General features: G+C 72.0%; 18 protein-coding genes. 12 read left to right on the top strand and 6 right to left on the bottom strand.

Annotation, left to right across the window (positions count from 1 at the left end; translation table 11 throughout):
* Window positions 1-13: 13 nt before the first annotated feature.
* The gene (locus OJ962_RS17550) at window positions 14-835 is read right to left on the bottom strand and encodes a metallophosphoesterase (protein WP_202956564.1); all 822 of its coding nucleotides are present in this window, start codon (window positions 833-835) and stop codon (window positions 14-16) included.
* A gap of 205 nt (window positions 836-1,040) precedes the next feature.
* Window positions 1,041-1,970 (bottom strand): PfkB family carbohydrate kinase, encoded by a 930-nt coding sequence (locus OJ962_RS17545; protein ID WP_202956565.1) that lies wholly within the window; start codon window positions 1,968-1,970, stop codon window positions 1,041-1,043.
* Window positions 1,971-2,011: 41 nt separating this feature from the next.
* On the opposite strand from OJ962_RS17545, the gene OJ962_RS17540 reads away from it, so the two are divergent.
* From OJ962_RS17540 to OJ962_RS17530, 3 genes are read left to right on the top strand one after another with little or no spacing between them, the layout of a single operon-like run.
* Window positions 2,012-3,025 carry an ABC transporter permease gene (locus tag OJ962_RS17540; protein WP_202956566.1) on the top strand — a complete coding sequence of 338 codons (1,014 nt, stop codon included), beginning with the start codon at window positions 2,012-2,014 and terminating at the stop codon, window positions 3,023-3,025.
* Window positions 3,022-3,762 carry an ATP-binding cassette domain-containing protein gene (locus OJ962_RS17535; RefSeq protein WP_202956567.1) on the top strand — a complete coding sequence of 247 codons (741 nt, stop codon included), beginning with the start codon at window positions 3,022-3,024 and terminating at the stop codon, window positions 3,760-3,762. Before OJ962_RS17540 ends, OJ962_RS17535 begins: the two co-directional genes overlap by 4 nt.
* Window positions 3,759-4,724, top strand: a complete 966-nt coding sequence (locus OJ962_RS17530) for a sugar ABC transporter substrate-binding protein (protein ID WP_202956568.1) — start codon at window positions 3,759-3,761, stop codon at window positions 4,722-4,724. The genes OJ962_RS17535 and OJ962_RS17530 overlap by 4 nt, the downstream gene beginning before the upstream one ends.
* Here the strand turns inward: OJ962_RS17530 and OJ962_RS17525 are convergent.
* Window positions 4,721-5,338 carry a TetR/AcrR family transcriptional regulator gene (locus OJ962_RS17525; RefSeq protein WP_202956569.1) on the bottom strand — a complete coding sequence of 206 codons (618 nt, stop codon included), beginning with the start codon at window positions 5,336-5,338 and terminating at the stop codon, window positions 4,721-4,723. The two genes, OJ962_RS17530 and OJ962_RS17525, sit on opposite strands and share 4 nt — an antisense overlap.
* A gap of 30 nt (window positions 5,339-5,368) precedes the next feature.
* On the opposite strand from OJ962_RS17525, the gene OJ962_RS17520 reads away from it, so the two are divergent.
* Genes OJ962_RS17520 through OJ962_RS17505 form a run of 4 tightly spaced genes read left to right on the top strand, consistent with a single transcriptional unit; the run spans window position 5,369 to window position 8,842 of the window.
* Entirely contained in the window at window positions 5,369-6,196 is an 828-nt protein-coding gene (locus tag OJ962_RS17520; protein ID WP_202956570.1) for an ATP-binding cassette domain-containing protein, read from the top strand.
* Complete coding sequence (locus tag OJ962_RS17515) at window positions 6,193-6,930, top strand: ABC transporter permease (RefSeq protein ID WP_202956571.1); 738 nt, start codon at window positions 6,193-6,195, stop codon at window positions 6,928-6,930. The genes OJ962_RS17520 and OJ962_RS17515 overlap by 4 nt, the downstream gene beginning before the upstream one ends.
* A gap of 4 nt (window positions 6,931-6,934) precedes the next feature.
* Window positions 6,935-8,149, top strand: coding sequence for a winged helix-turn-helix domain-containing protein (locus tag OJ962_RS17510; RefSeq protein ID WP_202956572.1), 1,215 nt, complete (start codon window positions 6,935-6,937; stop codon window positions 8,147-8,149).
* The gene (locus OJ962_RS17505) at window positions 8,150-8,842 is read left to right on the top strand and encodes a DedA family protein (RefSeq protein WP_202956573.1); all 693 of its coding nucleotides are present in this window, start codon (window positions 8,150-8,152) and stop codon (window positions 8,840-8,842) included.
* On the opposite strand, the gene OJ962_RS17500 is transcribed toward OJ962_RS17505, so the two are convergent.
* Entirely contained in the window at window positions 8,839-9,132 is a 294-nt protein-coding gene (locus OJ962_RS17500) for an Hpt domain-containing protein (protein ID WP_202956574.1), read from the bottom strand. The genes OJ962_RS17505 and OJ962_RS17500 overlap by 4 nt on opposite strands.
* Before the next feature lie 33 nt (window positions 9,133-9,165).
* Here OJ962_RS17500 and OJ962_RS17495 point away from each other — a divergent pair, with 33 nt between their 5' ends.
* Together OJ962_RS17495 and OJ962_RS17490 are read left to right on the top strand one after the other, a co-directional pair.
* Window positions 9,166-10,959 carry a GAF domain-containing sensor histidine kinase gene (locus tag OJ962_RS17495; protein WP_202956575.1) on the top strand — a complete coding sequence of 598 codons (1,794 nt, stop codon included), beginning with the start codon at window positions 9,166-9,168 and terminating at the stop codon, window positions 10,957-10,959.
* On the top strand, window positions 10,956-11,312 hold the full coding sequence (locus OJ962_RS17490; RefSeq protein WP_202956576.1) for a response regulator: 357 nt from the start codon (window positions 10,956-10,958) through the stop codon (window positions 11,310-11,312). Before OJ962_RS17495 ends, OJ962_RS17490 begins: the two co-directional genes overlap by 4 nt.
* Here OJ962_RS17490 and OJ962_RS17485 read toward each other — a convergent pair.
* Both OJ962_RS17485 and OJ962_RS17480 read right to left on the bottom strand, forming a co-directional pair.
* Window positions 11,299-12,348 (bottom strand): fumarylacetoacetate hydrolase family protein, encoded by a 1,050-nt coding sequence (locus tag OJ962_RS17485; protein WP_202956577.1) that lies wholly within the window; start codon window positions 12,346-12,348, stop codon window positions 11,299-11,301. The two genes, OJ962_RS17490 and OJ962_RS17485, sit on opposite strands and share 14 nt — an antisense overlap.
* Entirely contained in the window at window positions 12,345-12,992 is a 648-nt protein-coding gene (locus OJ962_RS17480; protein ID WP_202956578.1) for a GNAT family N-acetyltransferase, read from the bottom strand. The genes OJ962_RS17485 and OJ962_RS17480 overlap by 4 nt, the downstream gene beginning before the upstream one ends.
* 129 nt (window positions 12,993-13,121) lie before the next feature.
* Between OJ962_RS17480 and OJ962_RS17475 the strand changes: the two genes are divergently transcribed.
* Genes OJ962_RS17475 through OJ962_RS17465 form a run of 3 tightly spaced genes read left to right on the top strand, consistent with a single transcriptional unit; the run spans window position 13,122 to window position 17,778 of the window.
* Window positions 13,122-14,486, top strand: coding sequence for a hypothetical protein (locus tag OJ962_RS17475; RefSeq protein WP_202956579.1), 1,365 nt, complete (start codon window positions 13,122-13,124; stop codon window positions 14,484-14,486).
* A complete protein-coding gene (locus tag OJ962_RS17470) occupies window positions 14,486-14,881 on the top strand; it encodes a DUF3307 domain-containing protein (RefSeq protein WP_202956580.1) in 396 nt (131 codons plus the stop codon). The genes OJ962_RS17475 and OJ962_RS17470 overlap by 1 nt, the downstream gene beginning before the upstream one ends.
* Window positions 14,878-17,778, top strand: coding sequence for an adenylate/guanylate cyclase domain-containing protein (locus tag OJ962_RS17465; RefSeq protein WP_202956581.1), 2,901 nt, complete (start codon window positions 14,878-14,880; stop codon window positions 17,776-17,778). Before OJ962_RS17470 ends, OJ962_RS17465 begins: the two co-directional genes overlap by 4 nt.
* Window positions 17,779-17,792 lie beyond the last annotated feature (14 nt).

The following is a 17,792-nucleotide window of genomic DNA, read 5'->3' as shown; positions in this document are numbered from 1 at the left end:
GGTTACGCGTAACTCACAGGTTACGCAAGGTCAGGTGCAGCACCTCGGGTGGCGCGAGGAACCGGACCGGCAGGCCGCTGGTGCCGATGCCGCTGGTCACGAGCAGGTGCCGGCCGTGCTCGACGATGTGCCCGCGCGCGTACCGCTCCCCGTAGTGGGAGGGCATCAGCGGCCGCCGGATGACCGGGATCGCGACCTGCCCGCCGTGCGTGTGACCGGACAGCGTGAGCGAGACGCGGTGTGGGATGCGCGGGAACAGGTCCGGGTCGTGCGAGAGGACGATCACCGGCTCGTCCTCGGGCACCTCGCGCAGCGCGTGGACGACGTTCGGCAAGCGGTGGCGCATGTCGCCCAGTCCCGCGATCCAGAAGTCGCCGACCTTCACGGCTCGGTCCTCGAGCACCGGGATGCCGTGCGCTTCGAGCGCCCGCCACATCCGGTCGCCCGAGTTGTGCCAGTCGTGGTTGCCGATCACCGCGTACGTCCCGAGCGGCGCCTTCAGCCGGGCGAGCTCGGCCGCGACCGCCTCGGGCGCGAGCTTGCGCCGCAGCTTCTGGCTGGCGTCGAGGTAGTCGCCGAGCAGCAGATGGATGTCGGGCTCGCGCGCATTGAGCGCGTCGACGGCCCGCGCGATCTTGTTGAGGCCCGCGTGCGGCACGCCCGCGTGGAGGTCCGACATGACCCCGGCCCGCAACCCGCTCAGGGCGGCGGGCCAGTGAGGCACGGCGAGGTCGACATCGCGCACGACGAGCCTGCGCGGCTCGATCCACGCCGCCCAGGCTGCCAGGCCCGCGCCGGCCGCGATGATGGGGAGCGGGATGGCTCTTCGCCTCACGGTCGGGCTCCGGCGCCGTGGTGGCCGGGCGCACGCGACCCGAGATCGAGCCTCGCTCGCAGCGGCGGGGCTCCGGCGCCGTGGTGGCCGGGCGCGCGCGACCCCCGTCTCGCGCAACCGGGCTTCGCCCGAAGAGGGGGATGTTCCGCGAGGACGGGGGTCGCGCGCGCCCGGCACGAGCCGCGGCGGTGCACGGCTGCGCGTCTCACGCGGCGTCCACTTCTGCGCGCGTCGGCATGCCGCCGCGGGCGCCCGGCTTCGTGGTCGAGAGCGCGGCCGCTCGGAGCGCGAACTCGGCGGCCTCGCGCAGAGGTCGGCCCGCGGCGAGCTCGGCGGCGAGCGCGCCGTTGACCGTGTCGCCCGCGCCGGTGGTGTCGACGACGTCGACGTTGGTCGCCGGCAGCAACTCGGGCGAGCCGCCCGGCTCGAGCAGGAGGGCGCCGCGGGCACCGAGCGTGATCAGCACGGCCGCGCCGGTGGACTCGGACAACGCGCGCGCGGCGGCTTCCGGCTCGGCTTCACCCGTGAGCTGCTCGGCCTCGCTCGCGTTCGGGGTGAGCACGGCGAGCGGCGCGGCGGGCAGCTCGCGCGCGGGCGCCGGGTTGAGCACGACAGGCCAGCCCGCGGCCTCGGCGGCGCGGGCCGCCGCGATCACCACGTCCTCGCCGACCTCATGGCCGAGGAGGACGACGCCCGCGGGCGCGGGCGTCGAGTCGGCCGTGGGGGCGGGCGGCGAGTCGGCCGCAGCGAGCAGCTCGTCCAACGTGGGCGCGATCGCGGCGGCGTCGAGCGCGGCGTTCGCGCCCGAGGCGACCGCGATCTGGTTCTCACCGGCGGCGTCGACGACGATCAGGGCCACGCCGGTGGGCTCCCCCAGGCGGGCCATCCGCGACACGTCGATGCCCTCCGTGCGGAGCGCCTCCGTCGCCTCTTCGCCCATGGCGTCGTCGCCGACCGCGCCCACGAACGCGACCTCCGCGCCGAGTCGAGCGGCGGCGACGGCCTGGTTCGCGCTCTTGCCGCCCCCGTAGGAGCCGAAGCGCCCGCCCGTCACGGTCTCGCCGGCTGCGGGCAGGCGCTCGGTGACGACCACGAGGTCGACGTTGATCGAACCGACGACGACAACTCGCGCCACTGGTCTCAGCCTACGCGACAACGGGTACAGAACCCGTCGCCATGGCCACCGCTGCCGCGTCTTCGCCCTCCGCCGGGGAACGCAGTCTCAACCTGTCGCTGCGGGTCATCCGCTTCGGGCCCGCGCTGATCCTGGTCCTGCTGATCGCGATCATGACGCTCGCGTCGCCGTTCTTCATGACCGGCGACAACCTCTCGAACATCGCGGTGCAAGTGGCGCCGCTCGCGTGCCTGGCGATCGGGCAGCTGTTCGTGGTGCTCGTCGGCGGGATCGACCTGTCCGTCGGCTCGGTGCTCGCGCTGTGCACCGTCACGGGCGCGCTCGCGTACGGGTGGGACTTCGGCGGCCCGCTCGTGATCCCGATGATGCTGCTCACCGGCGCGGCGGTCGGCGCGCTGAACGGGATCATGCTCGTCAAGGGCCGCATGCCGCACGCGTTCATCCCGACGCTCGCCACGCTCAACGCGGCGCGCGGCCTCGCGCTGATGCTGTCCGACGGCGCGCCGATGCCGGGCATGCCGGGCATCGTGCAGACGGCGGGCGGCGGTGAGCTCGGCCCGATCCCGGTGCCGATCATCATCGTCGCGGTCTTCGGTCTGCTCGCCTACGTGCTGCTCGCGAAGCTGCAGTGGGGACGCTGGATCTACCTGGTCGGCGCGGACAAGGAAGCGGCGCGACGGCTGGGCATCCCGGTCGACAGGGTCATCATCAGCGTCTTCATCTTCTCCGGCCTGGCCGCCGGCCTCGCGGGCGTGATCACCGCCGGCCGCACCAACGCGGGCTACCCGAGCGCCGGCCAGCTGGACGAGCTCGCCGCGATCTCCGCCGTGATCATCGGCGGCGCGTCCTTCTTCGGCGGCCGTGGCACGGTCGGGGGCGCGATCGTCGGCGTGCTGATCTTCGGCGTGATCAACAACGGCCTCAACCTGCTCAACGTCTCCACCTACGTGCAGCTCATCGCGATCGGGGTGATCGTCGTGGTGGCCGTCGAGCTCGACGTGTTCAGGCGCCGGCTCGAAGAGCGCTTCCGCACGATCCGGGGGCAGGACGAATGAGCGCGGTCCTGGAGGTCGACAGCGTCAGCAAGCGCTTCGGCGGCACCACCGCGCTGCGCGACGTCTCGCTCGAGCTCAACGAGGGCGAGGTGCTCGCGCTGCTGGGCGACAACGGCGCCGGCAAGTCGACGCTGATCAAGATCCTGTCCGGCGTCGTCAAGCCCGACGACGGCACGATCAAGCTCGACGGCGAGCCGGTCACGATCGACTCCCCGCACGCCGCGCGCGAGCTCGGCATCGAGACCGTCTACCAGGACCTCGCCCTGTTCGACAACACCGGCGCCATCGGCAACTTCTTCGCCGGGCGGGAGAAGACGCGCTTCGGCTGGCTGCGCTGGGTCGACGACCGCGGCATGAGGCACGACACCGAGGAGATCGTCGACCGCCTCCAGGTCAACCTCCCGAGCGCCGACGCCGAGATCGGGCTGATGTCCGGCGGCCAGCGTCAGGCCGTCGCCTGCGCACGGGCGATCGCGTTCGGCAAGCGGATCGTGATCCTCGACGAGCCCACGTCCGCGCTCGGCGCGCGAGAAGCCGGCAACGTCCTCAAGCTCATCCGCGAGGCGGCCGAGCAGGGCGTCTCGGTGATCGTCATCAGCCACAACATGGAGCACGTGATCGAGGTCGCCGACCGCGCCGTCGTGCTGCGCCAGGGCCGCTACGTCGGCGAGGAGCAGCCGACGAAACAGACGCAGGAGAAGCTCGTGTCGATGATCGTGGGTGGCGGGGACCGGTGAAGCGGCTGCTGGCGCTCGCCCTCGTGCTGACGGGCTGCGGCGGCCAGCTCGCGCCCACCGACGAGGACGAGCTGAAGATCGGCTTCGTGCCCAAGTCGCTCAACCAGGAGTATTGGGTCAACACCGAGAAGGGCGCGCAGGCCGGCGCCAAGGGCAAGGCCAAGCTGCTGACGAAGGCCGCGGGCGCCGACACCGAGATCGTCGAGCAGATCGACCTCGTCGAGAACCTGCTCGCCCAGGACGTCGACGCGCTCGTCATCGCGCCCTCCGACAGCGATCTGCTCAAGCCCGTGCTGGAGAAGGCCGCCCGCCGCATCCCGGTCGTGCTGTTCGACTCCGACATCAAGGACTGGAAGCCCAAGACGGCCTACGTCGGCACCGAGAACAAGCAGGGCGGCGTCAAGGCCGGCGAGTACATCGCCAAGCTGCTCAAGAACGAGGGCGAGCTCGCGATCGTGTCCGGGATTCCGGGCTCGCAGGTCGGCATCGACCGCGTCGACGGCGTCAAGGAAGGCCTCAAGAAGGCCGGCGCCAAGACGAAGATCGTCAAGGAGGTGACGGGCCAGTTCGACCGCGAGCAGGCCGTCGGCGCGATGGAGGACATCCTCCAGACCAACCCCGACGTCGACGCGGTGTTCGCGGCCAACGACCAGATGGCGCTGGGCGCGATCGAGGCCATCGCCGCGCGCAAGAAGACCGACCAGATCAAGCTGATCGGCTTCGACGGCGCGCTGGAAGCCACGCAGCGCATCCTCGAGGGCAAGATGTACGCGACGATCGCGCAGGACCCCTACGGCATGGCGAAGGTCGGCGTCGAATCGGCGATCAAGGCGCTCAATGACGAGCAGGTCAAGCCGACCGTCGATACCGGCGCCAAGCTGGTCACGCCCGAGAACGCCGAGCGGTACTTCGAGGAGGTCCGCGGGAAGCTCGGCGGCACCGGCCGCGGGCTCGACGGCTAGCGCAACGCGGCCGCGATCCCGTCCAGCGTCCGGTTGAGCCCGAGCACGAAGTTCTCCTCGGGCGAGCTCTCGTCCTCGAACCCGCCCACGCTCAGCGCGCGCGCCACGTAGGGCAGCGCCTCGAGGTCGAAGTCGGGCGGGACGAGCGGCGTCGGCGGCGCGGCCGCGAGCGAGACCTCCAGCCGCAGCGCCCAGAACACGTAGCCGTTGAGCAGCAGGACGAGGTCGGCCGCCTCGCCCGGGTGCTCGACGTGCCCGTCGAGGATCTCCAGCCCGCGGTTGAGCCACGACAGCTGCGCGAAGGTCGGCAGCGAGCCGATGATCGGGATGTCGATCCCCCACGGGTGCTCGCGCAGCCGGTCCATCAGCGCGTGGCCCCACTGGAACAGCCCGTCGCGCCACCCGTCGTACTCGAGCTCAGGGGCGACGCCGACCGCCCGGTCGACCATCCGCCACACGAGCTCGTCCTTGCTGGCGACGTGCCGGTAGAGCGACATCGTCGTGAACCCGCAGCGCTTGGCGACTGTCGCCATCGAGACCGCGGCCAGCCCCTGCTCGTCCGCGATCGCGACCGCCGCCTCGACGATCTGCTCGACGTTCAACCCCCTTGCCATAGCCGCAGTGTATGCCGTACACTCTTGTGTATGCCATACACAATCGAGGTCGAAGGTCTGAGGAAGCGCTTCGGGAACGCCACGGTCCTGGACGGCGTGGACCTGCAGGTGCAGGCCGGCGAGGTGTTCGCGCTGCTCGGTCCGAACGGCGCCGGCAAGACGACGACCGTCCGCATCCTCACCACCCTGCTCGCCCCCGACGGCGGCACGGCGCGCGTCGCGGGCCACCACGTCGTCCGCGAGCCGAACGCCGTCCGCGCCGCGATCAGCCTCACCGCCCAGGAGGCGGCGGTGGACGGCATGCTCACCGGCGCCGAGAACCTGCGCATGATGGCCCGGCTGCGCGGCGCGCCGAAGGGCATCGCGGACGACCTGCTGGAGCGCTTCGACCTGGTCGAGGCCGCCGGCCGCCGGGTGGAGTCCTACAGCGGCGGCATGCGGCGCCGGCTCGACCTGGCGATGAGCCTGGTCCAGCGCCCGCAGGTGCTCTTCCTCGACGAGCCGACCACGGGCCTGGACCCCCGCTCGCGACGCGCCGTCTGGGACGCCGTGACCACGCTCGCCGACGAGGGCGTGACCGTCCTGCTCACGACGCAGTACCTGGAGGAGGCCGACCGGCTCGCGCAGCGGATCGCCGTGATCGACGGCGGTCGCGTGATCGAGCAGGGCACCGCCGCCGAGTTGAAGGCCCGGATCGCGAGCGAGGTGCTCGAGCTGCACTTCGCCGACCGCTCCCAGCGCATCCCGGTGAACGGTCCAGACGACGTCCGCCGCGCGCTGGAGGCCCACCCGGACGCCGAACGCATCGAGCTCCACCAACCGTCGCTGGACGACGTGTTCCTGGCGGTGACGCGATGACGGCCAGCCTCACCTTCGTCGGCCGCAGCCTGCGCCACAGCGTCCGCTCGATCGACGCGCTGCTGACCGCCGTGCTGCTGCCCGTCGCGATCCTGCTCATGTTCGTCTACGTGTTCGGCGGCGCGATCGACGCCGGCGGGCGCTACGTCGACTACGTCGTGCCGGGGATCATCGTGCTGTGCGCGGGCTTCGGCTCGGCGTCCACCGCGGTCGCCGTCGCGGTCGACATGACCACGGGCGTGATCGACCGCTTCCGCACGTTGCCGATTCCGTCCGGCGCCGTGCTGACCGGCCACGTCACGGCGTCCGTGGCGCGCAACGTCGTCTCCACCAGCCTCGTGATCGCCGTCGCGCTGATCGCCGGCTTCCGACCCGAGGTCGACCCGGCGCGCTGGCTCGCCGCGGCCGCGCTGCTGCTCGCACTGATGGTCGCGATCAGCTGGATGGCGGCCGCGTTCGGGCTGCTCGCCAAGACGATCGAAGGCGCCAACGCGATCACGTTCGTCGCCGCCTTCGCGCCCTACGTGTCGAGCGCGTTCGTGCCCGCCGAGTCGATGCCCGCGGGCCTGCGGTGGGTCGCCGAGCACCAGCCCGTGACGCCGATCGCCGACTCGGTGCGCGCGCTCACGATGGGCACCCCGGTAGGCGACGAGCTGTGGATCGCGTTCGCCTGGTGCGCGGCGGGGATCGTCGTCGGACGCGCCGCGGCCGCCTACCTGTTCCGCCAGAATTGAGCTGGTGCTCCGCGCCACACCGCAGGCCGTCCGCCGGCTCGCCATCCGCAACCAGCGCCTCGACGGCCCGCTCCCACGCCGCAAGGCGACACCCCAGGACCTGCTGGAGACGGTGCGCGCGCTGCGCTGCCTCCAGCTCGACCCGACCGCGGTCGTCGCCCGCAACCACCTGCTCGTGCTCTTCTCCCGCCACGGCGCGTTCGACGAGCGAGCGTTCGAGCAGCTCGCCTACGAGGACCGCGCGCTGTTCGAGTACTGGGCGCACGAGGCGTCCTACGTGCTCAGCGAGGACCTGCCGCTGCACGCGTGGGAGATGCGCCATTGGCCGCACGGCCGCGGCGGCGCGTGGCAACGGCGGGTGAACGCGTGGTACGGCAGCGAGGTGGGCCTGCGCGAGCACATCCTCGAGGTGCTGACCGAGGCCGGTCCGTCGCGCGCGACCGCGTTCGAGGACCGCGCGACCGTCGCGTGGGAGTCCGGCGGCTGGACGACCGGCCGCAACGTCTCGCGGATGCTGGACATGATGTGGGTGCGCGGCGTGGTCGGCATCTCCCGCCGCGAGGGCGCGCAGCGGGTCTGGGACCTGATGGAGCGCTGCCTGCCGGCCGAGGCGCCGCGCGAGCCGATCGAGGGCCGCGAGATCACGCGCCGGGCCGCGCCGCTGGCGATCAAGGCGCTCGGCGCCGCGCGCGTGCCGCACATCCGCGCCCACTTCACGCGCGGGCGCTACCCGGACCTGCCCGAGGTGCTCGCCGAGCTGCACCGCGAGGGCGTGATCGAGCCGCTGGCGGTGGAAGGGCTGGGCGAGGACTGGTGGATCTGCGCCGAGGACGTCGAGCGCCTGAATGACGACTTCAAGGGCCGCACCGTGCTCCTGAGCCCGTTCGACAACCTGCTGTGCGACCGCGCGCGCACCGAGGCGCTGTTCGGCTTCCACCACCGGCTCGAGATCTATGTGCCCAGGCCGAAGCGCCGCTGGGGCTACTTCGTGCTCCCGATCCTCGACGGCGACCGGCTCGTCGGCCGCGTGGACCTCGCCATGGACCGCAAGCGGGACACGCTCGTCGCGCACACCGTCCACGCCGAGCCGAAGGTCCCGCGCGGCGCGCGGCTCCCGAAGGCGATCCGCCGCGAGCTCGAACGGCTCGCCGCGTGGCGGGGCGCGGCGAATCTGGAGATCCACGCCGCCCCGGAGGCCTGGCGCAGTACCTTTGCCTAGATGAGCGAGGACGGGGCGGCACTGCCGCGCAAGGCCGAGCCGCCGCCACCCGCGCTCCCGTGGGAGGGTCGCGCGCAGCCCGCCGACAAGTTCCTGCTCGGCGCGATCATGGCCAGCGGGCTCTACCTGCTGGCGCTGATGCCGCTGACGCCGACGCTGCTCGCGCACCCGTGGATCCTCGTCCTGCTCAAGGGCTCGGCGTCCGGGATGGTGACGCTGGGCGGGATGGTGCGGATCGGCGAGGCGTCGCTGCCGCTGGTGATCCTCGTCTCGATCCCCGGGATGATGATGTTCGACTGGCTGTACTGGTGGGCCGGCCGGCGGTGGGGCAAGCGCGCGATCGACGTCTTCATCGGCAACCACCCGAAGGCCGAGAAGCGCGCGCAAAGGCTCGAACGGCTGACCAAACGCTTCGGCTGGGCGGCGATCATCATCGCCTACTTCCAGCCCGTCCCGAACGTGCTGATCTACGCCGCCGCGGGCTGGACGCGCATGCGGCTGTGGGTGTTCCTGCTGCTGGACCTGATCGGCTCAGGCCTGTGGATCGGCCTCTGCATCGGGCTCGGCTACGCGATGGGGCAGGACGCGGTGGACATCGCGAAGGCGATCTCCCGCTACGGGCTCTACCTCGGCCTCGGGTTGATCGTCGTGGTGTTCGTGCGCCAGTACTACGTGGCCAGCAAGCGGACCTAGTCCGCTTCGATCTGCGCGCGCAGCTTCTCGACCGCGGCGCAGACGGCGTCCCGGTCACCCGCCTCCAGGGCGACCTCCGCCGCGCGCGCCGAGTCCGACGCCACGGGGCGGCCGAAGGTCCCCAGCGTGCCGACCAGCGTGTGCGCCTGCAGCAGCGCCGTCTCACGCTCGGGGTCCCGCAGGTCGGCGGCCACAGCGGCCTCCAGCGCTTCCACCCGCGCGAGCAGCCGCGGCCGCGCGTTCGCCCACATCGCCGCGATCACGGCCTGCAGCTCGTCCGTCTCCTGCATCCCGACGGATGGTAGGCGGGTAGCGTGTCGATCGTGGCTGCAGCAGGGACTTTGGAGGCTGACCGGCTCAGCGCTCTACAGGCGCTGAACATTCTCGACACGCCCCCGGAGGAGCGCTTCGACCGTCTCACCCGGATCGCCTCCGCGGCGTTCGACGTGCCGATCGCGCTCGTGTCACTCGTCGACGAGGAACGTCAGTGGTTTAAGTCGTGCATCGGGCTGACGGGGAGCGAAGACGACCGTGCCGTGTCGTTCTGCTCGATCGCGATCGAGAGCCCGCAGCCGCTGGTGATCCCCGACACCCACCTCGATCCGCGGGTCGCGCACATGCGGGTGGTGACCGGTCCGCCGTACCTGCGCTTTTACGCAGGCGTACCAATCACGACCGCGACCGGTTTCCGAGTCGGCACTGTGTGCATCGCCGACACCAAGCCGCGTCAACTTGGCGCGACCGAGATCGCGCTGCTGCGCGACATCGCCCGGATCGCGGAGGACGAGCTCAACCACAAGGACCTCTCCGAGGCACTCGCCAGCTGGCGTGAGAGCGAGCAGCGGTTCCGGGCGGTCTTCCACGAGGCCGCGATCGGCATGACGATGGTCGACGAGAGCGGCCGGATCGTCGAGGCGAACCGGGCGTTCGCGGCCATGATCGAGATCCCCGCCGGCGAGCTGCGCGGGGTCCCCGTGTCCGCGATCACGCATCCGGCCGACCGCGGGGGCGACAACGTCGACAAGCTCTTCAGCGGTGAACTCGACCGCTACCGGCGCGAGAAGCGCTACGTGCGGCCGGACGGCACCTGGTTCTGGGCGGCGCTGACGGCCTCGATCCTGCGCGACCGCGATGGGCGGCCGGACGTGACGATCGGGATGGTCGAGGACATCTCCGAGCGCAAGGAGGTCGAGCGCCTCAAGGACGAGCTCGTGTCCGTCGTCGGGCACGAGCTCAAGACGCCGCTCACCTCCATCCGCGGCTCGCTCGGCCTGCTCGAGGCGGGCGTCGCGGGCGAGCTGTCGGTCGAGGCCGCCGACATGGTGCGGATCGCGCGCGAGAACACCGAGCGGCTCACGCGCCTGGTCGAGGAGACGCTGGACCTCGAGCGCCTGCACGCCGGCCGCGTGGAGCTCGAGGTGCGCAGCGTCACGCCCGTCGACCTGCTCGCGGCCACGGCGCAGGTCGTCCAGCCCGTGGCGGACGCGGCCGGCGTCGCGCTCGAGTGGCAGGCGCCTGGGGACCTGGAGCTGTTCGTGGACCCCGATCGGATCGTCCAGGCGCTGGTGAACCTCGTCGGCAACGCGATCAAGTTCTCGCCACCCGGCGCGTCCGTGCGCACGATGGTCAAGGCGCACGGCGCCAACGTGCTGATCTCGGTCATGGACGAAGGGCGCGGCATCCCGCCCGAGCAGCTGGAAGCGGTGTTCGAGCGCTTCCGCCAGGTCGACGCGTCCGACCATCGCGAGAAGGGCGGCACCGGCCTCGGGCTGCCGATCTCGCGCGCGATCATCGAGCAGCACGCGGGCCGCATCTGGGCCGAGAGCGAGCCCGGGGCGGGCGCGACGTTCCGGATCACGCTGCCGCTGCCGCAGGGCAAGCCGCCGGTCGCCGTCTACGACCGGCGCGCGCCGCGGCGCGCTCAGCTCGCGCGCGCCGTGCGCCGGCTCGGGCGCCGCGTGGAGACGTTCGACGACCCGGAGGTGCTGGCCGAGGCGGAGGGCTTCGCGCTCGTGCTCGTCTCCGGCGCCGGGCTCGACGGCGTCGAGCTCGACCTCCCGGTGGTGAAGGTGGACGCCGAGAACCTGGACGCCTCGGTGGCGGAGGCGCTGGCTTGAGCTACCTGCTGCTCGTGGACGACGAGCCCGACATCCGCGCGATCGCGAAGATGGCGCTCGAGCGCGTCGGCGGCTGGGACGTGACCGTCGCGGGGTCGGCGGCGGAAGCGGTGCGGGCGGCGTCGGCGGCGCGGCCGGCCGTCGTCCTGCTTGACGTGATGATGCCCGACACCGACGGCCCGGCCACGCTCGAGCAGCTGCGCCCGCTGCTCGGCGACGACGTGCCGGTGATCTTCCTCACGGCCAAGGGCGAGGACGACACGCTGTTGGCGCTGGGCGCGGCGGGCGTGATCGCGAAGCCGTTCGACCCGATCTCGCTGCCGCGCGAGGTCGCGGCGATCACCGCGCGCTGACGATCGTCCCGCGCACGGCGCCGAGCTCGATCGTGCCCGCGCGGCCGCGCAGCGTCACCGTGTCGCCGTCGTCGAGGTAGGGCCCGCCCGCTTCCAGCAGGCACCCGTAGGTGCCGGGTTCGGGGCCGGAGATGGTGCCCGACGCGAACAGGTCGCCGGGGCGGACGGCGGCGCCGTTGACCGTCGCGTGCGCGAGCTGTTGGGGGAACGTCCAGTACAGGCTGCGCGCGTTCCCGCGGGTGACGACGGTCCCGCTCACCTCGACCTCGAGGTCGATGTCGAGCGCCCAGTCACCGGTGGTGCGCAAGTACTCGTCAGGCTCCGGGTCCTGCTCGCGCGCCGGAACCAGGTACGGCTCGAGCGCAGCCAGCGGCGTGACCCAGGCCGAGATGCTGGTGGCGAACGACTTGCCCGTCAGCGGCCCGAGCGGGCGGTACTCGAAGCGCTGCAGGTCGCGCGCGCTCCAGTCGTTGACGAGCACGAAGCCGAAGACGTGATCGCGCACGTCGCTCGCCGGGATCGGGCAGCCGAGGTGCTTGCCGGGGCCGGTGACGAAGCCCAGCTCGAGCTCGAAGTCCAGCTCCTCGGTCGGCCCGTAGCTCGGCCGCAGCCCGTGCGGGCGCACGATGTCGCTACCGGAGACGACGATCGACCCGGCGCGCCCGTGGTAGCCGATCGGCAGCGCCTTCCACGCGGGTGGCAGCGGGTCGTCCGGCCGGAACCGCCTGCCCACGTTGGTCGCGTGCTCGAGCGAGGAGTAGAAGTCGACGTAGTCGCCCACCGCGAGCGGCAGCTCGAGCTCGTAGATCGCCTGCAGCTCGACGGTGCCAGCCTCCAGCACGCGCGTGACCTTCTCGCGCACGTCCTCCCACACGGGCCGGCCGAGCGCCAGGAAGGGGTTGAGCGTCGGGTAGTCGAACACGGGCGGGAGCCCGGGCACCGTGCTGAGGTCGAGTACGTGGTCCTCGTAGCGGACGACGCAGTGCCCGTCGACGACGCCGTAGGGCAGATGGTCGAGCCCGAAGCCGCTGCTCATCCGAGCGGCACCGCGATCTCGATCACGCTGCCGTCACGGCCGGTGACCGTGACCTCGCCGAGCCGGCGGAAGAGCTTGAGCATGGCCTCATTGTCGGCGAACAGCAGCGCGGTGAAACAGCGGATGCCATTCTCGAGCGCGCGGTCGCGCAGCTGGCGCAGCAGCTTGTCGCCGAGCCCGCGACCCTGCCAGGCATCGGCCACGACCAGCGCCGCCTCCGCGACGTGGGGCCGCTCACCGTCGCGCACGTACCGCGCCACGCCCACCGCCTTGCGCGAGGCGGCGTCGAGGGCGCCGATGGCCTCGTGGTCGACGTGGTCGATCTCGGTGAAGAACGCCAGCTCCTGCACGTTCAGCGCCGGCCGCGACGCCAGGAAGCGTCCCCGGACGGACGCCGGCGAGAGGTCGCTGAAGCCGGCGACGAACAGCGGCTTGTCGTCGGGCCGGACCGCGCGGATGAGCACTTCCGACTCGTCCTTGAGGATCGCGTGCTCGACCGTGTCCTCGCGCGCGAGCCCGCGCTCGTACGCGGCCGCGGCGGCTTCCGCCTCCTCCTCGGTGTCGTGCCGGGACACCGGCGCCGCCTCCCCGCGAATGCGCACGAAGTACCCGCCCGCGGGGCTCGGCTCGACGTAGCAGCGCACGGCGACCCAGGGTAGGGACACGGCGCCTCTGCCCGAACGGACGCCCGTCCACCCGTCCAGAGGGGCTTGACAGACCGAGGGCCATTGAAAGACGATCGGGGTGGTTTGCGCAGACGAGGCGGCATTCGAATGTTGGTTGCGGCCGCTCTCGCGGGCGCGACCGTGTTCGCCGTGCCCGCGGGCGCGGGCGCCCAGATCGACGGCGCGCCGTTGAACGTGATCGCCGACGGGCTCGGCGGGATCCAGATCCGCCAGGACGGGATCGCGGCCGGGCTCTTCTATGACCCGGACGAGAACCCGGGCCACGCCGGGCTCGAGATCAAGGAAGGTCCGAACCACTACCCGCTCGAGTCGGGCTTCGACGCCGCGCCCGGCCGCACGCGGCTCTCGGGCCCGACGCTCGCCGACGGCGGCGCGACCAAGCTCCTGGCGAGCGTCTATACGGTCGGGCCGAACCTGCGGGTGACGGAGACGATCTCCTACACCGACAACGTGCCGCAGGTGAACATCGCCTACGACATCGAGAACGTCTCGACGGCGCCGACCTCACTGCGCGCCGGCGCGCTCGCGGACCTCTATGTCGGCAACAACGACAGCGGCAACGGCGCGATCGCCGCTACGCCCCCGCGGTTCGTCGGCGGGCGCGAGGAGACGTCCGGGCTCGTGTACGGGCTCCAGGAGGTCACGCCCTGGCGCGCCTACCAGGAGGGCGACTTCGAGGCCGTCTTCGCCAACTTCGCGGCCGACGGGCTCAACAACACGGTCGACTCCGCGGCGCCCGACAACGGCGTCGGGGTCGAGTTCGCGCTCGACAACCTCGCCCCGGGTGAGCGGCGCACGATCGACGTCCGCTGGCTGCTCGCGAGCCCCGCTCCCCCCGGCACGGTCACGCCGCCCGCCCCGAGCGGCAACGGCAACCCCGGCGCGGCCGCGCCGGAGATCGAGCAGCTGCCGCCGCCCGTCACGGGCAAGACGGTCAACGTCAGCGTCCGCCGGGGCCGCATCTTCATCAAGATCCCGCCCTCGAAGACGTTCGTGGAGCTCAAGGGCGCGATGCAGATCCCGGTGGGCGCGACCATCGATGCCACCAGGGGCCGCGTGAACCTCGTCTCGACGACCGGCACGGGCGACCAGACGCAGCTCGCCTGGTTCTACGACGGCGTGTTCAAGGTCGGCCAGACGCGCGGCGCCAAGCCGATCACCGACCTCGCGCTCGCCGAGGCGCTCGCCAAGTGCCCCAAGCGCTCCGGCGGCCGGGCGAGCGCGGCGCAGAAGAAAAAGAAGACGCGCAAGCTGTGGGGCGAGGGCAAGGGCGCGTTCCGCACGTCGGGCAAGTACAGCTCGGCGACCGTGCGCGGCACCAAGTGGCTCGTCACCGACCGCTGCGACGGGACGCTGACCCGGGTCACCCAGGGCTCCGTCCTCGTCCGCGACTTCAAGCGCAAGCGCAACGTGGTCGTCCGGGCCGGGAAGCAGTACCTGGCGCGTCGCTAGTGAGCTGGGTCTCCGTCCTCGCGGCGTTCCTCGTCGCCCACATGGCGGGTGACTATCTCCTCCAGACGGACTGGCAGGCGCGCCACAAACGCGGCGGGCTCGGCAGCGACCCGGTCGCGCGGCGCGCGCTGCTCACCCACGTCACGACGTACACGCTCGCGTTCCTGCCCGCGCTGATCTGGATCGGCGGCGAGCTCGAGCCGGCGTGGGCGGTGATCGCCGGCGCGCTCGTGTTCATCCCGCACCTGATGATCGACGACGGCCGGCTCGTGAGCCTGTACCTCGTGCGCGTCAAGCGCGCGGACGGTCTGAACCTGGCGCTCGCGGCGGCGGTCGACCAGTCGTTCCACGTGCTCTCGCTGTTCCTGGTCGCGCTGCTCGTGGCGGCGGCATGAGGCGTCCCGGCGGCATGGCGCTGGTCGCGATCGCGCTGATCGCCGCGACGGTCGGGTTCGTCTTCCACGGCACGGGCTGGCTCGGCGGGGCCGAGCGGGCGAGCGTCGACACGCGCTTCTCGATCCGCGGCGAGCGAGAGGCGTCCAAGGACGTCGTGATCGTCGCGATGGACGACGCCACGCTGAAGGCCGCGGGCCGCTACCCGCTCGACCGCCGCAGCCACGCGCGGGTGATCCGCAACCTGACCAAGGCGGGCGCCGGCGTCCTCGCCTACGACGTCCAGTTCACGGAGGAGAGCGACAACCCCGACTCCGACAACGCGCTGATCGAAGCGGTCGCGGACTCGCCCCGGGTCGTGCTCGCCACCACCGAGGTCGCCGACGACGGGACCACGCAGATCTTCGGCGGGGGCCATGGGATCGCGTACAGCGGCGCCACCGAGTCGGCCTCGCTGCTGCCGGCCGACGGCGACGGCGTGCTGCGCCAGATGTCCATGAACATCAAGGGCCTGCCGACGTTGTCGGTCGCCGCGGTCCGGGCGCTGCCGAGCTTCCGCGGCCTGATCGCGTCGGACGGACGGCGTCCGGTCGACTGGGCCGGGCCCGCGGGCACGTTCCGGCAGCTGCGTTTCTCCGACGTGGAACGCAACGCGTTCCCGGCGGCCGACGTGCGCGGCAAGCTCGTGGTCGTGGGCGCCACGGCGCAGGCGGGGAAGGACTTCCACCGCACGCCGGTCGACGACCACATGCCCGGCCCGGAGGCCACCGCCAACGCGGCGGCGACGGCGCTGGCCGGCTTCCCGTTGCAGGCGTCCGGGTGGTGGCTGGACGCGCTGGCGATCCTCGCGCTGGCGCTCGTGGTCCCGCTCGTCTGCCGCTGGTTCGGGACGATGCCGGCGGTCATCGCCGGCGTGCTGGCGGTCGCGGTGTTCCTCCTCGTCGCACAGGTCCTGTTCAACCGCGGCACGATCGTGTCGGTCGTCCCGCCGCTGGCCGCCGCGGCCGCGGCGCTCGTCCTGACGCCGTTCGCGCACGTGCCGTCGCGGGTCCCGCTCGGCGGCCCGCTGGAACGGCTCGGCCCGCGCGGCGCCAACCCGCGCACGCGGCGGCTGGTGGCCGGCTCGCTGCTCGGGGCCGCGGCGTTGATCGTCGGGCTGGTGCTGGTCCTGCAGGCCACGCACGCGCTCGAGCGGCTGGAGCTCTCGACCGTCAACTACCGCTTCGACGTGCGCGGCAGCGAAGGCCCGGACGAGGAGCAGGTGCTCGTCGCGATCGACGAGTACACGTACACGGCCCCGCCCAAGCCCACGTGGCCGTTCGACCGGCACGACCATGCCGACGCCATCCGCAACCTGCTGGACGCGGGCGCCAAGGTCATCGCCTACGACGTGCAGTTCAGCGAGCGCAGCGACGACAAGCGGGCCGACGCAGCGCTGGAGGCTGCGATCGAGGCGGCGCGGGGCAAGATCGTGCTGGCCACCACCGAGGTCCGCGCGGACGGCTCCTACGAGGTCTTCGGGAACCCGCACCGGCGCGGACAGCCCGGGCCGCTGATGAGCTTCTCCGGGTTCCCCACCGACGACGACGCGAAGATCCGGCGCGTCTCACGCGACAAGGACGGCCTGCCGTCGTTGAGCGTCGAGGTGGCGCGGCTCGCGAGCGGTCGCCCGGTCACGCCGCCGACCGCGGAGGACAACTGGATCGACTTCCCCGGGCCGCCGGAGACCCGGCGCACGATCAGCTTCGCCAAGGTGCGCGACGGCCTCTTCGACCCATCGGTCGTGCGCGGCAAGATCGTCATGGTCGGCGCCACGGCCAACGTCAATCAGGATCGCCACAGCACGTCCACCAGCGGCAACACGCTGATGGCCGGGCCGGAGATCCATATGGCGGCGGTCCGGACCGCGCTCGAGGGGTACCCGCTGCGCTCCGGGCCGGGGTGGCTGAACGTGCTCGCGGTCGTGCTGCTCGGCCTGCTCGCGCCGATCGCGGGGCTGCGCCTGAGGGTCGGTCCCGCACTGGCGATCGGCGCCGCGGGCATCGGGGTCCTGCTGGTCGGGTCGCAGGTGCTGTTCCAGTCCGAGGGCGTGATCAACCACGTCGCTTACCCCTTCATCGCCGGCCTGGCCGCGATGCTCGTCACCGGCATCGTGCACGGGTTGACCACCGCGCTCGAGCGCGAGCAGGCGCGCGACGCGTTCGCGCGCTTCGTGCCCGAGGCCGTCGTGGACCAGGTGCTGGCCGACGCCGACGGCGTCCGTCTCGGCGGCGTGCGCGGCGAGGCGACGGTCATGTTCAGCGACCTGCGCGGCTTCACGAGCTTCAGCGAGACGCTCGAGCCGGAGCGGGTGATCGAGGCGCTCAACAAGTACCTGACCGAGATGAGCGAGGCGATCCTCGACCACGGCGGGACGCTGGTGGCCTACATGGGCGACGGCATCATGGCCGTGTTCGGCGCGCCCCTGAAGGCCGCAGACCACGCCGACCGTGCGCTGGACGCGGCCCGGGACATGCTCTCGCGGATGGACGGCTTCAACGGCTGGCTGCGCGAGCAGGGACTGCACGACGGCTTCAAGATGGGGATCGGGTTGAACTCCGGGCCCGTCATGTCCGGCAACGTCGGCTCCGAGCGCCGGCTCGAGTACACCGCGCTCGGCGACACCACCAACACGGCCGCGCGCCTGGAGGGCATGACCAAGGGAACGCCGCACCAGCTCTACGTCGCCGACTCGACCAAGCAGGCGCTCACGCGCCCGGTCGACGACCTGGTCGAGGTCGGCGAGGCCGAGGTCCGCGGGCGCAAGGCGAAGGTCAAGCTGTGGTCGCTGCGCGAGTCGGCCGCGCTCGCCGCGGAGGAACCGGAGCTCGCCGCGAACGCGACGCAGCGGGAGCCGTAACGAAACCGTGCCGT

It is taken from the genome of Solirubrobacter deserti (genome assembly GCF_027587175.1).
Taxonomy (GTDB): Bacteria; Actinomycetota; Thermoleophilia; order Solirubrobacterales; family Solirubrobacteraceae; genus Solirubrobacter; species Solirubrobacter deserti.
This window is presented reverse-complemented; position numbering and strand designations above follow the sequence as displayed.

Coding starts and splice junctions, on each gene's coding strand:
- OJ962_RS17525 (WP_202956569.1), bottom strand. CDS start 5,338: ATGGCAAGGGGGTTGAACGTCGAGCAGATCGTCGAGGCGGCGGTCGCG.
- OJ962_RS17475 (WP_202956579.1), top strand. CDS start 13,122: ATGTTGGTTGCGGCCGCTCTCGCGGGCGCGACCGTGTTCGCCGTGCCC.
- OJ962_RS17500 (WP_202956574.1), bottom strand. CDS start 9,132: ATGCAGGAGACGGACGAGCTGCAGGCCGTGATCGCGGCGATGTGGGCG.
- OJ962_RS17505 (WP_202956573.1), top strand. CDS start 8,150: ATGAGCGAGGACGGGGCGGCACTGCCGCGCAAGGCCGAGCCGCCGCCA.
- OJ962_RS17515 (WP_202956571.1), top strand. CDS start 6,193: ATGACGGCCAGCCTCACCTTCGTCGGCCGCAGCCTGCGCCACAGCGTC.
- OJ962_RS17540 (WP_202956566.1), top strand. CDS start 2,012: ATGGCCACCGCTGCCGCGTCTTCGCCCTCCGCCGGGGAACGCAGTCTC.
- OJ962_RS17485 (WP_202956577.1), bottom strand. CDS start 12,348: ATGAGCAGCGGCTTCGGGCTCGACCATCTGCCCTACGGCGTCGTCGAC.
- OJ962_RS17520 (WP_202956570.1), top strand. CDS start 5,369: ATGCCATACACAATCGAGGTCGAAGGTCTGAGGAAGCGCTTCGGGAAC.
- OJ962_RS17535 (WP_202956567.1), top strand. CDS start 3,022: ATGAGCGCGGTCCTGGAGGTCGACAGCGTCAGCAAGCGCTTCGGCGGC.
- OJ962_RS17465 (WP_202956581.1), top strand. CDS start 14,878: ATGAGGCGTCCCGGCGGCATGGCGCTGGTCGCGATCGCGCTGATCGCC.